The following is a 14,449-nucleotide window of genomic DNA, read 5'->3' on the forward strand; positions in this document are numbered from 1 at the left end:
CTGACGTAGGCGCGGTTCGCGTTCGGGCTTCCCGGCGTCGGGTCGCACCAGACCCACTCCTTGTCGGCGAACGGGAAACCGTTCTGGCGACTGAGGATCGTCGAGGGATTCGACCAGGTTTGCCCGCCGTCCGTCGTCCGGTACGAGAACAGGCCGTGCGGCTGGTAGGCTCCGGTGAACGAGAGGCAGACGTAGATCGCGGAGCCGTCGGCGCAATGGGCGACCGTGGGGTCCCCCTGGTACGGGAACGTGTTCTCCGGGAGGACGCCGTCGGTCCAGGTGAGTCCGCCGTCCTGGCTCGCGTACCAGCCGCACTTGACGCTGCCGGTGCGGTAGTCGTTGCCGCCGCCGATCAGGTTGAGCGGGTTCGTCGGGCTCGAGGAGAGGTCGAACTCGTTCTGGTCGAACCCCGAGGCGTCCTGGTTCACGCGGACGTTCGCGCTCGCGGTCACCGTCGTGGGCTCGGACGCGGGCTCGCGCCTCACGCCGATCCAGCTTTCCTTCGGGGGGATCGCCCCCTCGAAGTCGGACGGGAGCCCGCGGTGCTCGAGGGCCAGGGCGCGCAGCTGCTCGGGGGTGGGAAGCGGTTCGAGGAGCGGGTCGCCCGGATCGCGCGCCGGCTGGGCCCGGTGGGCGCAGGACGCGAGCAGGGCGAGGGCGAGAACGGCGGCGTGCGGGTACTTGGTCACGGATTCCCCCCGGAAGGCGGCGGCTACCTATACGACATCTTCCGGGGGGAGGAAAAGGGGTCTGGCCCCTTTTACTTCATCGCGGCGAGGTAGTTCTCCTCGGCCTGGGCCCAGTTGACGACGTTCCACCACGCGGCGACGTAGTCGGGGCGGCGGTTCTGGTAGTGGAGGTAATAGGCGTGCTCCCAGACGTCGAGGCCGAGGACCGCCTTGCCTCCGTCCATCAGCGGGGTGTCCTGGTTCGCGGTGGACTCGACGACGAGTTTGCCTTCGCGGACGGAAAGCCACGCCCAGCCGGAGCCGAATCGGCCGACGGCGGCCGCGGCGAACTTCGTCTTGAACTCGTCGAACGAGCCGAAGGAGGACGCGATCGCGCCCTTCAGCGTGCCGACGGGCTCGCCGCCGCCCCCCTTCTTCATCAGTTTCCAGAAGAGCGTGTGGTTGAAGTGGCCGCCGCCGTTGTTGCGGACGACGGTGCGGACCGCATCGGGGACCTGGCCGAGGTTGCCGATCAACGCCTCGATCGACAGCGACTGGAGGCCGGCGTGCGCCTCGAGGGCCTTGTTGAGGTTGGTGACGTAGGCGTTGTGGTGTTTGCCGTGGTGGATTTCCATCGTGCGCGCATCGATGTGCGGCTCGAGTGCGTCGTAGGCGTAGGGCAGCGGGTCGAGTACGTGAGCCATGGTTCCTCCGTGGGAAAAGCCGGATCATTCTACAATCCCCGGGATGTTCGCCGCGCTTGCCCTCGCCGCCACCCTCGCCGCCACCGAGACGGCCGTGAACCGCGTCGCGCTCTACGCCGTGGACGACGCCGTCTACCGGGACCTGCCGATCCCGGCTTCCGTGCGGACGAACCCGGACTCCGGGGCCCGTCTCGTCGTGTTTCGCGACGGCGTCCCGATCCTCGACCGCGGGCTCCTGCAGCAGCGGGATGCGGCGAAGACCGCCGTTCCGGGCATGGTCGAGGAGCGGGGACTGGTCGAGGAAGTGATCCTCGCCTCCGACGGGAGCGCCGCCGTCGTCCGGCAGACCCGCTACCACGACCGGCGTTCCCTGCGCGAGCCGGGCGAGTCGGGAACGCTCACGGGGAACGAGCGACTCACCTGGATCGATCCCGATCGTCCCGGCGGTCGCTGGAGCGTCGACCTTCCGGCGGGACGATTCGTCAAGGAGGGGATCGTCGCGCCTCTGGGATCGGGGGCCGCGGTCATCCTCACCGACTCCGCGGGGCTCGGCGGAGAGATCCGCGTCTTCGGGCCGGATGGGAAGGAAACCGCCCGGATCGCCCCCCCCGAGGGGGAGGCGGTGGACGCCGCCGCGGCGGCGGACGCCCCGGTCCTGGCGGTCGACATCGCCTACCCCGCCCGGGCGGGAACCCCCGACCGCGCCATCGTCGTCTTCGACCTGACCCACGGGACGCGGTGGACCTACGGCTGGTCCTACGGATCGGACGAGGAGCCCAGGTCCTGGTCGATCGACGCGGACGGCGCGCTGGTCGTCGAGCTTCCCGCAGGAGCCCGGCGATTCGACCGGGACGGGGCCTCGACGTCGAAACAACCCGCGGGCCGGGGACCGTTCAATCGGCTCCGGGGAACGCCCTAGCGCAGAAGCGCCGCGAGCGTTCTCTCCGCCCCCTCCCCCGCGTCGCCGGCGAGCACCCCCACCCGCGACCCCGCGCGAGCGACGCGCAGTCCGGGCTTCCCGGCGAGCGCGTCCGCGAACTCCTGCGCGTCCTTCTCGCTGTCCCAGACGGTCGCGAGGAGCGCGACGGCGCGATCTCCGTTCTGCCAGAGCTCCCAGCGGTCGCCGCCCCATCCCGCCGCGGCCACGTGGGTCCACGCCGACGGCGCCTGCGCCGCCGGGTCGTTCGTGTCGGGCGTCGTCGCGCCGACCATCACCCCGACCATGAGCTCGCCGAGATTCCCGGCGAGGGACCGCTTCCAGCCCCGGCCGAGCGACCGGCCGGCGTCACCCACGGACACCGGTTTGGGGAGGTCGCGTCTGGCGTCATCCCAGTACTTCTCGGGGTGCAGGATCTGCTCCGAGGAGACCGGGCCGGACTTGTAGAAGCGCTCCGCGTCCGCCGTGGGGTACCCCTTCTGCATCACCGACACGAGGTCCCCACGGGCGACGAATCCGACGCCGAGCAGGTACGGCCCGATCATCTGACGCCGCAGCGCCGCCGGCATCCGGTTGAGCTTCTCCGCCTTTCCCGCCTCGCTCTTCGCGAACTCCTGGAGCGCGTCCTGCGTGAGCTTCCCGGAGCTCATCGCGCGGGACATGTAGACGCTCATCGCCGCCATGGCGCTTCCCTCGTGCACGGCGCCGATCGCGAACATCCGGTCGTCGTCCCCCTTGGCGGCGGCGATCCGGGCGTCGAGGTCGTAGTGCTGGTCCTCCAGGGCGTGCGTCAGCTCGTGCGCGGCAAGGAGCGCGGCCATTCCCCTGGGCATGTCGTCGAGCAGGAAGAACGACTTCGTCTCCGGGTCGTAGAAGCCCCCCGCCTGTTCCTCGAGGGCGTCGAGGAACGACTTCAGGATGTCCGTCCCCGCAGGCACGACGCCGAGGAGCTCCCAGGCCTTCGCCGTCGCGGCGAGCTCGGCCTCGGGCATGAACTTCTTGAAGCGGGCGGTGACGTGCCCACGCGCGAACGCGTCGTCCACGACCCTCACCGGGACGGAGGACTTGTAGGAGAGGCCGCGAATCTGCGCGAGCTGCGCCGAGACGTCCTCGACCGCCGCCTTCGCGGCGGCGGCGTCGATGGTCTGGGACCGGACGACCGAGGCCGCACCGGCCAGCGCGAGGAGAAGCGCGATCGACGTGGGACGCATGGGACCTCCCGTGAAAGCGAGCCCCACGTATCCTACACGGCGATGCGCGACGCGGCCGATCCCCTGCTTCCCTGGCTGCGGGCGCTCGAGGCGCGCCATCTCGCGGACCTCACCTTCCCGGAAGTCCGGCGCGCACTGCAGGCGCTCTCGTCCCTCTACGTCGAGCGGCGGGGGAAGCTCTCCCAAGGGGCCGCCTTCGACGGCGCCGGGAAACGCGCGGCCTTCGCCCTCTACTACGGGCCGCTCCACTTCCTGCTCGTGCGGGAGATCGTGCGCGTGCTCGGGGCGGCGAGGGGGACGCCGCGGACGATCGTCGACCTGGGATGCGGGACCGCGGCGGCCGGCGCGGCGTGGGCCCTCGAATCCGGCGGCAGGGCGCGCGTGGTCGGGATCGACAGGAACGGCTGGGCGCTCGAGGAGGCGCGCCGGACCGCGCACGACCTCGGCCTCGACGCCACCTTTCGCCGCGGCGACGCCGTGGAGGTGCCGCTGGAGGGAGCGGGGGTCGGGATCGTCGCGGCGTTCTGTGTGAACGAGCTCGACGGCCCCGCGCGGGACCGCCTGCGCGAGAAGCTGCTCGGCGCGGCCCGGGCCGGCTCGTCGGTGCTCGTCGTCGAGCCGATCGCCAGGCGACCGGTGCCGTGGTGGGGGGGCTGGTCCGAGGCGTTCCTCGCCTCCGGCGGCCGAGACGACTCCTGGCGATTCCGGCTCGACCTCCCCGAGCTCCTCGCCAAGTTCGATCGGGCGGCGGGGCTCGACCATCGAGAGCTCACCGCGCGGTCGCTGTGGATGGGGTAGTCTTCCGGCATGCCCGATCGAGCGTTGGAAGGTCGTCGCGCCGTCGTCTGCGGCAGCACGCAGGGAATCGGCCTCGCGTGCGCGATCGCGATCGCCGGGCGCGGCGCCGCGGTCACGTTGTTCTCCCGGGACCGCGAGCGGCTCGAGGGGGCGCTCGCCTCGCTTCCCGGAGAGGGGCACCGCGTCCGCGTGGCGGACTCGCGAGACACCGACGCGGTGCGCCGGGCCGGCCGGGAGGAAGCCGCGCTCGGGCCGGTCCACGTCCTGGTGAACAACACCGGGGGCCCACCCGGCGGCGCGATCGTCGACGCCACCCCCGAGGAGTTCCTCGAGGCGTTCCGGTCGCACCTGCTCGCGAGCCACGTCCTCGTGCAGGCGTTCCTTCCCGGGATGAAGGAGGCGCGTTACGGGCGGATCCTCAACGTGATCTCGACCTCGGTGAAGCAGCCCATCCCGGGCCTCGGCGTGTCGAACACCGTGCGCGCGGCGGTCGCGTCGTGGGCGAAGACCCTCTCCCTCGAGGTCGGCGCGCACGGCATCACCGTGAACAACCTCCTTCCGGGATACACGCGCACGCAGCGGCTGACCTCGATCGCCGCCGCCCGGGCCGGGGCCGCAGGGGTCCCCCAGGAGACGATTCTCGCGGGGTTCGAGAGCGAGGTCCCCGCGGGACGGTTCGGCGACCCCTCGGAGCTCGCCGCGCTCGCCGCGTTCCTCGCCGGCCCCGAGGCGGGTTACGTCAACGGCGTCAGCATCCCGGTGGACGGCGGAAGGACGCTGGCGTTATGAGCCTCGCGCGCATCCTCAACTTCGTCGGCGGGGAATGCCTTCCGCCCGCCTCGAACCGCTACTTCGAGGTCTTCGACCCGGCGGTCGGCCACCCCTGGGCCCTCGCCCCCGACTCCGACGCGTCCGACGTCGACGCGGCGGTCGATGCCGCGACGCGGGCGTTCCCCGGGTGGTCGCGCACGACCGCGCAGGAGCGGTCGAAGCTGCTCCTCGCCATCGCCGACCGGATCGAGGCCGACGCGTACCGCCTCGCGATGGAGGAGTGCATCGACACCGGGAAGCCCCTCGAGGTCGCCCGGACCGTCGACATTCCCCGCGCCGTCGCGAACTTCCGCTTCTTCGCGACGGCGATCCTCCACACCTCGTCGGAGCTCCACGCGACCGACCACGCGGCGCTGAACTACACCCTGCGCCGGCCGCTGGGCCCGGTCGCGTGCATCTCGCCCTGGAACCTGCCGCTGTACCTGCTGACCTGGAAGGTCGCCCCCGCCCTCGCCGCCGGGAACACGGTCGTCGCGAAACCCTCCGAAGTGACGCCGATGACGGCGTTCCGCCTCGCGGAGATCGCCCGCGACGCGGGGCTTCCGCCGGGGGTCCTCAACATCGTGCACGGCCTCGGCGCGAAGACCGGTCCCGCGCTCGTCTCCCACTCGGGGATCCGCGCCGTCTCCTTCACCGGCGGCACCGCGACCGGCGCCGACATCGCGCGCAACGCCTCGCCGCGATTCAAGAAGATCTCCCTCGAGCTCGGCGGGAAGAACCCGACGCTCGTCTTCGCGGACGCCGACCTCGGCCGGGCCGTGCGCGGCGCGCTGCGGGCGGCCTTCTCGAACCAGGGTCAGATCTGTCTCTGCGGCTCGCGCATCCTCGTGGAGCGGCCCGTCTACGCCGAGTTCCTCGAGCGCTTCGCGACCTCCGCGAGGACGCTCCGCGTGGGCGATCCGCTCGAGCCGGGAACGGAGCAAGGCGCGGTCGTCTCGAAGGCGCACTTCGAGAAGGTCCTCGGGTACATCGACCTCGCACGACGCGAGGGGGGCTCGATCGTGGCCGGCGGCGGCCCGGCTGGGCCGGTCAACGACCGCTGCCGCGACGGCTGGTTCGTGATGCCGACGGTGGTGATCGACCTCCCGCAGGAATGCCGCACCAACCGCGAGGAGGTCTTCGGGCCGTTCGTGACCGTCCTGCCCTTCGACGACGAGGACCACGCGATCGCCCTCGCCAACGGCACCGAGTACGGGCTCGCGGCGTCGTTGTGGACCGAGAACGTCTCTCGCGCCCATCGCGTCGCCGACCGCCTCGACGCCGGGACGGTCTGGGTCAACTGCTGGATGGTGCGCGACCTGCGCGTTCCGTTCGGCGGCATGAAGTCGAGCGGCGTCGGGCGCGAAGGCGGCGAGGAGGCGCTGCGCTTCTTCACCGAGCCCAAGAACGTCTGCGTGCAGGTGCCCGAATGAGCGACTACGTCAGCTCGCGCGCCCCCGAGCCGGTCGGCGCCTTCCCCCACGCCAAGCGGGTCGGCGACTTCCTGTTCCTCTCCGGAATCGGCCCGCGGACCCCGGGGACGAACGCGATCCCGACCACGTTCGAGGAGCAGGCGCTCGCCGTGTTCCGCAACGTGCGCACCGTCCTCGAGGACGCGGGGGCGTCGTGGGAGGACATCGTGGACGTGACGGTGTTTCTCACGAACATGAAGCGCGACTTCCCGTCGTTCAATCGCCTGTACGCGGAACATTTCGCGACGAACCGCCCGACGCGCACGACGGTGGAAGTCGGGGCGTTGCCGACGCCGATCGACGTCGAGCTGAAGGTCGTCGCGTACCTGAAGAAATAGGGACAGCAACCTTTAATTGGGGACAGTCACCGTATTTCTGCAGGGAACCGACCCGCGCTCTGTCGGTATCGGTCGCCGCACGCCCGCGGGTCGGTTCCCTGCAGAAATACGGTGACTGTCCCCAATTAAAGGTTGCTGTCCCTATTTTCTCAGGACGGCGCGCACCGGGCTCGCGTCGAACCCCTCGAGCTTGAGGGGCAGCGCGATCAGATCGTAGTCACCCTCGGGAACGTCGCGCAGCACGAGCCCCTCCAGGATCGCCATGCCGTGCGCGAGGAACCGGCCGTGCGCCGGCAGGTCCTTCGAGGAGAAGAGGTCCACGCTGGGGGTGTCGATCCCGACGAGGATGACTCCCCTCGCGTGCAGGACGTCGACGAGCGCCGGGTCGAGGGCCGCGAAGTCCTCGTCGAAACGCTCCGGGTCCGGATAGGTGTCGGTGCGCAGCAGGAGGCGCGGCGGAAGCGGCCCTTGGGGGACCGCCGACGCCGGAATCCGAGCCCCTCTCGCGACCGCGACGCGGATCACCCGGCACGGCCCGACGTAGGCGTCGAGCGAAACCGCGTCGATCGACGCGGCGTCGCGGCCGTAGTGGCTCGGCGCGTCGGCGTGTGCGCCGAGGTGGACGGTGGCACGCAGCGTCGACAACGTGAGGTTCGCCCCGGCCTTCATGTCGCACAACACCTCGCGGGAGGGCGGCGTGTCGCCGGGCCAGACCGCCAGACGCGGCGACACGAGGGGAGAGATGTCGAGGATCACCGGACCTCCGTCTCCCCGGCGTCGAGCACCTCGCGGACCTTCCTGGCCAGCTGCGCGATCGTGAACGGCTTGGGGAGGAAAGGCGTTCCGCTCGCCTCGCCGCCGTGGCGCGCGATCACCTCCTCCGCGTAGCCGGACATGAAGACCAGGCGGACCTTCGGCGCGACCGCGCGCACGCGCTCCGCGAGCGCCGGGCCGCTGAGACCGGGCATCACCACGTCGGTCAGGAGGAGCGCGAAGCGATCGGGGCGCCGCGTCAGGATCTCGAGCGCCTCCTCCGCGGTCGCCGGGGCGTGCACCTCGTATCCGCAGGCGCGCAGCGCGTCCTCGACCACCCGGCGGATCGCCGGCTCGTCCTCGACGACCATCACCGACTCCGTCCCCAGGGGGATCTCCCCCTCCGAGGTGCGCGGCCGCTCCGCGGAGCGGCGCTCGCGCGAGGTCGGGAGGTGGATCGTGAACGTCGTCCCGGCACCCGGCCGGCTCTCGACCAGGATGTCTCCCTCGAGCTGCCGCACGAGACCGTAAACCGTGGACAACCCGAGGCCGGTGCCGACGCCGAGCGGCTTGGTCGTGAAGAACGGCTCGAAGATCTTCCCCAGCACTTCGGGGGGCATTCCGGTCCCGGTGTCGGCGACGGTGAGCCGAACGCATTCCGAGCTCCCCGCTCCGCCGTCCAGGTCGACGATCTCGGTCTCGATCGAGAGGGTGCCTCCCTCCGGCATCGCGTCGCGGGCGTTCACGGCGAGATTCACGACGACCTGCTCGATCTGGGTCGGGTCGGCCTTCACGAGGGCCGGACGCGAGGTGAACCGCAGCGCGAGGGTCACGTCCTCGCCGAGCAGGCGCCGCAGCATCGGCGCCAGCTCGTTCAGCCCCGCGTGCAGGTCGACGACCCGCAGCTCCACGACCTGGCGCCGGGAGAACGCGAGGATCTTCCGCACGAGGGACGCCGCGCGCTCGCTCGCCTTGCGGATCTCCCCGAGGCGCTGACGCAGCTCGGGGCTGGCTTCCGCCGCCGCGCTCGTCGAGGCGAGCTCGTTGAACCCGAGGATCACGGTGAGCAGGTTGTTGAAGTCGTGCGCGATCCCGCCGGCGAGCCGCCCCACGGCCTCGAGCCTCTGGGCCTGGAGGAATTGCAGCTCCAGTCGCTTGCGGTCCGTGACGTCGCGATCGACGCCGTGGAATCCCGTCAGTTGCCCCGTTTCGGAGAACAGCGGAACGCCGCTGGTCTCGAGGACCACGCGCCCGCCGTCCGAGCGCAGATTCGTGTTCTCCAGGCGGGCGATCGGCCGCTTCTCGCGCACGCAACGCTCGAACGCGGCGCGCACCGCGTCGCGCTCCTCGGGGACGATCAGATCGAACGGCGAGCGGCCGAGGATCTCCTCGACCGAATAACCGAGCAGATCGACCACCTTGGGGCTCACGTAGGTGTACCGCCCGTTGCGGTCGACTTCCCAGATCCAGTCGCTGGTGGCCTCGACGAGGGAGCGGAAGCGACGTTCGCTCCGCCGCAGGGCGTCCTGCTCCTCCTTGCGCCGCGTGATGTCGCGCGCGAATCCTCGCATGCGCGTCGGGCCGTCGGGCGCTGGAAAGGGCTCCTCGATGAGCTCGAGCACGATGCCGGTCCCGTCCTTGCGGCGCACGAACGCCTCGTACGGCTCGCGGCGCACGCCGTCGGCCAGCGCCCCGTCGGTGCTCGCGTGCACCCCGTTCGCGGGGCGCCCCGGATCGAGCAGATCGTCGTAGGGGCGCCCGAGCAGCTCCTCCGGTTCGAACCCGAGCACCGAGCGGACGGAAGGGGAGAGCCAGGTGAAGCGGTGTTCGGCGTCGTGGATGTAGAAGAAGAGCCCCTCCGCACCCTCCACCATCAACCGGTAGAAGTCGACTTCCGGTTCGGGACCGCCGCCGCCCATCAGAGCTCGTGCCGGATCGCCCACAGATCGGGGAAGAACGGCTTGAAGAGCGATTCCTTCAGGAAGGCCACCCCCGGCGAGCCTCCCGTCCCCTTCTTGGCGCCGATCGTCCGCTCCACGAGCTTCACGTGCCGGTACCGCCACTCCTGCATCCCCTCGTCGATGTCCGTCATCAATTCGAAGAGGATCGCGAGGTCGGGGCGCGTCCGGTAGAGCCGGAGCAGCCCCTCCCGGCGGGCGGCCGGCTCGACGCCGTGGTGGGCGAGGAAGTCGTCGAAATGATCGAGCAGCGAGCGCTCGGCGAGACGGGCCTCGAGGCGGCGGCGCGCCTCGGAGCCCTCGGGGTGGTACTTCAGCAGCTCCGGACGCCGGTAGCCGAGTACGTACTCCAGCTCGCGGAACTGGTACGACTGGAACCCCGAGGCGGTCTCGAGGCGGCTTCGGAACGAGGCGAACGACATCGGGGTCATCGTCTCGAGGATGTCGAGCTGCGCCACAGCGGTCTTCAGGATCATCCGGACGCGTTTGAGGGTGTGCACCGCCCCCCAGAGGTCGCCCGCGGTGAAGTCGCGCTTCACCTTCTCGATCTCGTGGAGGATCTCCAGGAACCACAGCTCGTAGACCTGGTGAATGACGATGAAGAGCATCTCGTCGTGTTCAGGGGGGTCCGAGCGCGGCGTCTGGAGCCGGAGGAGCTCCGTGAGCTTCAGGTAACTCGCGTAGGTCAGCTCGCTCATCGCTGCGCGAGGATAGCAGCGGCGGCCGCCGCCGCGAAAACGATCCCCGCGCCCACCCAGCGCACGACGCGCCACTGGTCGGCCGCCCTCCGGACCGCGTCCGCGTAGGGAGTCCGGCTGAACGACACGAGGTAATAGAGGGGCACGAACGACCCCGGGAACAGGCGGTGCAGGAGCTTTTCGAAGCGCTTGCCGAGTCGGAACCAGGGGGACGCCGTCTTGTCCCGCATCTCGACGAAGTTCGCGATCGCCAGGTCGGCGACGGTGTCGGCGTGGACCTTCCGCTCGCGGAAGTAGCGTTCGAACGCGGCGGAGAGATCCTCCGCGCTCTCGCGCCAGCACCGGTCGAGGACCAGGCAGTCCTCGAAGGCGGCGTTCGCGCCCTGTCCGTAGAACGGGACGATCGCGTGCGCCGCGTCGCCGAGGAGGACCGCCTTGTCCTTCCAGAACCAGGGCGCGCAGCGCACGGTGACGAGCGAGCCGATCGGGTTGAGGAGGAAGTCGGAGCCCAGGGTCGGGATCAGCGGCACGGCGTCGGGGAAGACGCGCCCGAAGTAGTCGAGGACGTCGCGCTCGGTCTTCGGTGTGGAGAGGCCGTTGGGACCGTCGAACGGCCAGAAGCAGGTGCAGGTGAACGAGCCGTCGGCGTTCGGGAGCGCGATCATCATGAAGCCGCCGCGCGGCCAGATGTGCAGCGCGTTCGGCTCCAGGCGGTGTTTTCCTCCCGGCGCGGGCGGGATGGCGAGCTCGCGGTAACCGTGCCCGAGATAGGACTGCGAGTACTCGAAACGGTCCGTGCGCTGCAGCGCGCCGCGGATCTCCGAGTAGGCGCCGTCGGCGCTCACGACGACGTCCGCGACGACCTCGTCGTGCGCGCCCGTGGCCACGTCCTCGAAGGTGCAGGCGGCACGGTCGAGGTCGACGCCGGTGCAGCGTCTCCCGAAGACGACGCGGGCGTTCGGGAGCCGCTCGACCGCCTCCACCAGCAGCCGGTTCAGCCCCGCGCGCGACACGGAGTGCAACACGTGGTGCGCCTCCGAACCGTACGGCTGATAGGCGAGCGCGCCCTCGACGGGATGGATCATCCGCCCGCGCATCGGGACCGACATCTCGCGCACCGCGGCGTCCAGGCCGACCGCCTCGAGGGCGGCCAGGCCCCGCGTCGAGATCGCGAGGTTGATCGACCGCCCGCGCGTCGCCGGCCCCTTCCTCGGATCGGGGCGCCGCTCGTGGATCGCGACCTCGTGCCCCTGCCGCGCCAGGAACAGGGCGGCGAGGGAGCCCCCGAGCCCGGCGCCGACGACGGTGACCTTGCGCCTCACGCTCCCACCTCCGCGATCGCCTCGGCCGCCCGCCAGACGTCATGGAACGAGTTGTACAGCGGAACCGGGGCCACGCGGATCACCTCGGGCGGCCGGAAGTCGGCGACGACCCCCGCCGCCTCGAGCGCGGCGAAACGCTCGCGCGGCCGGTCCTTGACCCGGAGCGAGAGTTGGCACCCCCGCGCCTCCGGATCGCGCGGCGTCAGGATCTCGAACGGGGAACCCGGCACCGCCTCGAGCAGCGCCTCGAGGAACGCGGTCAGCCTCAGCGACTTCGAGCGCAGCGGGCCGATCCCGGCTTCGTCGAAGATCTCGAGCGACGCACGCAGCGGCGCCATCGCGAGGATCGGGGGGTTGGACAGCTGCCACCCGTCCGCCGTGGCGCGCGGCACGAAGGTCTCGTTGAGGTGCATCCGGAACCGGGTCTCGGGGTCGTTCCCCCACCAGCCCCCCATCCGCGGAAGCGCGACGTTCGACGCGTGCCGCTCGTGCACGAAGCACCCGGCGATCGCCCCGGGGCCGGCGTTCAGGTACTTGTAGGAGCACCACGCCGCGAAATCGACGTTCCAGTCGTGGAGCTCGAGGGGCACGTTCCCCGCGGCGTGCGCGAGGTCCCACCCCACGACGCACCCCTTCGACCGCGCGGCGCGCGTGATCGCGGGGATGTCGAAGAGCCGGCCGCCGTAGTACTGGACTCCCGACAGCAGCACGACCGCGATCTCTCCTCCCCTGCGCTCCAGCGTCTCGAGGACCTCCGTCTCGGGAACGACCAGCACCGAGGACGCCGGATCGAGGCCGCGAAGCGTCGCCTGCGACTGCGCGGCGTAGATGTCGGAGGGGAACGCCTTCTCCTCGATCAGGATCGCGTGGCGCGAGGGCGTCGGGCGGTAGAACGTCGCCAGCATCAGGTGGAGGTTCACGGTGAGGGAGTTCATCGCGACGACTTCGCCGGGGAGCGCCCCGACCAGTCGCGCCAGCGGATCGCGGAGCGTTTCGTGGTAGCCGTACCACGGCGTCTTCGCGTGGAAGTGCCCTTCCACACCCAGGCGGGCCCAGTCGTCGAGCTCCTGGGCGACGTAGGCCCGCGCGGCGCGCGGCATCAGCCCGAGCGAGTTCCCGGCGAGGTAGACGAGCGAGCGGCCGTCCGGCCCCGTCGGGAGCTCGAACCGGTCGCGGAACCGCGCGAGCGGGTCGGCGGCGTCGAGCGCGATCGCCTCCTGCTCTCCGAGCCTCATCGCCCGAGAAACTCCATCGCCGTCCCCGACAGGAGGCGCGTGCGCGTCTCGGCGTCGAGGTCGCTCATCGACTCGATCATCGCCCCGGGGACCTCTTCGCCGAGCGGGAACGGATAGTCCGACCCGAGCGCGATCCGCTCCGCGCCCACCAGCCGGATGAGGAACCGCAGCGCGTCGGCGTCGTGCACCAGCGAATCGACGAAGAACCGGCCGAGGTAGCCGCTCGGCGCGCAGGGGACGAGGTCCGGTCGCGCCTCGGCTCCGTGCTGGATCCGGCCGAAGGTCCCGGGGAACGACCCTCCTCCGTGCGCGAACCCGATCCGGAGCGACGGCAACCTCTCGAGCACGCCGCCGAAGATCACCGAGCAGACCGCGACGGCGGTTTCCGCAGGCATGCCGACGAGCCACGGGAGCCAGTACTTCGACATCCGGTCGCGGCCGAGCATCTCCCAGGGGTGCACGAACACCGCCGCGTCGAGGTCGGCCGCGCGCTCGAAGACGGGGAACAGCTCGGGGTCGTCGAGGTTTCTCCCGTTCACGTTCGAGCCGATCTGCACGCCGTCGAGGCCGAGCTCGCCCACGCACCGCTCGAGCTCGCCGATCGCGAGCCCGGGATCCTGCAGCGGGATCGTGCCGAGCCCGGCGAACCGCGTCGGCCACCGCCCGACGATCTCCGCGAGGTGGTCGTTGAGCAGGCGGGACAGGTCGAGGCCGTCGGCGGCCTTCGCCCAGTAGCTGAACATGACGGGGACCGTGGAGAGCACCTGGAGATCGATGCCCGCCGCGTCGCATTCCGCGAGGCGCTTGACCGGATCCCAGCAGTTGTCGCCGATCTCGCGGAAGACGCTTCCGCCGACGATCATCCGCGCGCACCCGGCGCGATGATGCTCGAGCCTCACGAACCCGGGGTACCCGTAACGCGCCTCGAGGTCCGGCCACTCCTTGGGCAGGACGTGCGTGTGGAGGTCGACCTTGCGGGGCATCGCCCCCGTCACGCCCTGGCTGCCGCCGGCGGCTGCATCACGGTCCCGCACTTGCGGCAGGTGCGCTTCGCCTCGTCGGCGAAGAACCCTTCGATGACCGGCTTGAGCTGCGTGCCGAGGTCCTTGCAGTGGAACGAGGCGTCGTACAACAACTCGCCGCACTTCTCGCAGTACCACTTGAGGTGGTCGATCTCGCTCGTCGCGCGCATCCGCTCGACGACGAGGCCGATCGTCCCGGCGGGGCGCTGCGGCGAGTGCGGGATCCCGGCGGGAAGGAGGAAGAGGTCCCCCTCGCGGATCACGATGTCCCGCGGGGTGCCGTTCTCGATCACCTTGACGGTGATGTCCCCTTCGATCTGGTAGAAGAGCTCCTCACCGTCCTCGACGTGGTAGTCCTTCCGCGCGTTCGGCCCGCCGACGACCATGACGAGGAACTCCCCGTCGCCCCACATCATCTTGTTGCCGACCGGCGGCTTGAGCAGGTGGCGGTTCTCGTCGACCCACTTCCTGAGGTTGAAGACGCTGAGGGCCATGGCGATTTCCTCCCGGGAAAACGCCGGGA

Annotated in this window: 15 protein-coding genes; 5 read left to right on the forward strand and 10 right to left on the reverse strand. The window is 70.7% G+C overall.

Annotation, left to right across the window (positions count from 1 at the left end; genetic code table 11):
- Positions 1-689 (reverse strand): sialidase family protein (locus tag VF139_11925; protein HEX6852098.1); only part of this gene is annotated, 689 nt, incomplete at its 3' end.
- Positions 690-760: 71 nt separating this feature from the next.
- Positions 761-1,372: a superoxide dismutase gene (locus VF139_11930; GenBank protein ID HEX6852099.1), complete on the reverse strand. Its 612-nt coding sequence runs from the start codon at positions 1,370-1,372 to the stop codon at positions 761-763.
- 43 nt (positions 1,373-1,415) lie between these two features.
- On the opposite strand from VF139_11930, the gene VF139_11935 reads away from it, so the two are divergent.
- Positions 1,416-2,291 carry a hypothetical protein gene (locus VF139_11935; GenBank protein ID HEX6852100.1) on the forward strand — a complete coding sequence of 292 codons (876 nt, stop codon included), beginning with the start codon at positions 1,416-1,418 and terminating at the stop codon, positions 2,289-2,291.
- Here VF139_11935 and VF139_11940 read toward each other — a convergent pair.
- On the reverse strand, positions 2,288-3,520 hold the full coding sequence (locus VF139_11940; protein HEX6852101.1) for a hypothetical protein: 1,233 nt from the start codon (positions 3,518-3,520) through the stop codon (positions 2,288-2,290). The genes VF139_11935 and VF139_11940 overlap by 4 nt on opposite strands.
- 42 nt (positions 3,521-3,562) lie before the next feature.
- On the opposite strand from VF139_11940, the gene VF139_11945 reads away from it, so the two are divergent.
- The 4 genes from VF139_11945 to VF139_11960 are packed head-to-tail and all read left to right on the forward strand — an operon-like array spanning position 3,563 to position 6,938.
- A complete protein-coding gene (locus VF139_11945; GenBank protein HEX6852102.1) occupies positions 3,563-4,318 on the forward strand; it encodes a class I SAM-dependent methyltransferase in 756 nt (251 codons plus the stop codon).
- A 9-nt stretch (positions 4,319-4,327) separates the two neighbouring features.
- A complete protein-coding gene (locus VF139_11950; GenBank protein ID HEX6852103.1) occupies positions 4,328-5,107 on the forward strand; it encodes an SDR family oxidoreductase in 780 nt (259 codons plus the stop codon).
- Complete coding sequence (locus tag VF139_11955; GenBank protein ID HEX6852104.1) at positions 5,104-6,561, forward strand: aldehyde dehydrogenase; 1,458 nt, start codon at positions 5,104-5,106, stop codon at positions 6,559-6,561. Before VF139_11950 ends, VF139_11955 begins: the two co-directional genes overlap by 4 nt.
- A complete protein-coding gene (locus VF139_11960; protein HEX6852105.1) occupies positions 6,558-6,938 on the forward strand; it encodes a RidA family protein in 381 nt (126 codons plus the stop codon). Before VF139_11955 ends, VF139_11960 begins: the two co-directional genes overlap by 4 nt.
- A gap of 141 nt (positions 6,939-7,079) precedes the next feature.
- Here VF139_11960 and VF139_11965 read toward each other — a convergent pair whose 3' ends face one another.
- Genes VF139_11965 through VF139_11995 form a run of 7 tightly spaced genes read right to left on the reverse strand, consistent with a single transcriptional unit; the run spans position 7,080 to position 14,420 of the window.
- Entirely contained in the window at positions 7,080-7,694 is a 615-nt protein-coding gene (locus VF139_11965; protein HEX6852106.1) for a cyclase family protein, read from the reverse strand.
- Entirely contained in the window at positions 7,691-9,610 is a 1,920-nt protein-coding gene (locus VF139_11970; GenBank protein ID HEX6852107.1) for a PAS domain S-box protein, read from the reverse strand. Before VF139_11970 ends, VF139_11965 begins: the two co-directional genes overlap by 4 nt.
- Positions 9,610-10,347 (reverse strand): tryptophan 2,3-dioxygenase family protein, encoded by a 738-nt coding sequence (locus VF139_11975; protein ID HEX6852108.1) that lies wholly within the window; start codon positions 10,345-10,347, stop codon positions 9,610-9,612. Before VF139_11975 ends, VF139_11970 begins: the two co-directional genes overlap by 1 nt.
- Positions 10,344-11,669 (reverse strand): NAD(P)/FAD-dependent oxidoreductase, encoded by a 1,326-nt coding sequence (locus tag VF139_11980; protein ID HEX6852109.1) that lies wholly within the window; start codon positions 11,667-11,669, stop codon positions 10,344-10,346. Before VF139_11980 ends, VF139_11975 begins: the two co-directional genes overlap by 4 nt.
- Positions 11,666-12,904: a kynureninase gene (kynU, locus tag VF139_11985; protein ID HEX6852110.1), complete on the reverse strand. Its 1,239-nt coding sequence runs from the start codon at positions 12,902-12,904 to the stop codon at positions 11,666-11,668. Before kynU ends, VF139_11980 begins: the two co-directional genes overlap by 4 nt.
- A complete protein-coding gene (locus VF139_11990) occupies positions 12,901-13,887 on the reverse strand; it encodes an amidohydrolase family protein (GenBank protein ID HEX6852111.1) in 987 nt (328 codons plus the stop codon). The genes kynU and VF139_11990 overlap by 4 nt, the downstream gene beginning before the upstream one ends.
- Before the next feature lie 8 nt (positions 13,888-13,895).
- Complete coding sequence (locus tag VF139_11995) at positions 13,896-14,420, reverse strand: 3-hydroxyanthranilate 3,4-dioxygenase (protein HEX6852112.1); 525 nt, start codon at positions 14,418-14,420, stop codon at positions 13,896-13,898.
- Positions 14,421-14,449: the final 29 nt, after the last annotated feature.

It is taken from the genome of Candidatus Polarisedimenticolaceae bacterium, assembly GCA_036376135.1.
Classification (GTDB): domain Bacteria; phylum Acidobacteriota; class Polarisedimenticolia; order Polarisedimenticolales; family DASRJG01; genus DASVAW01.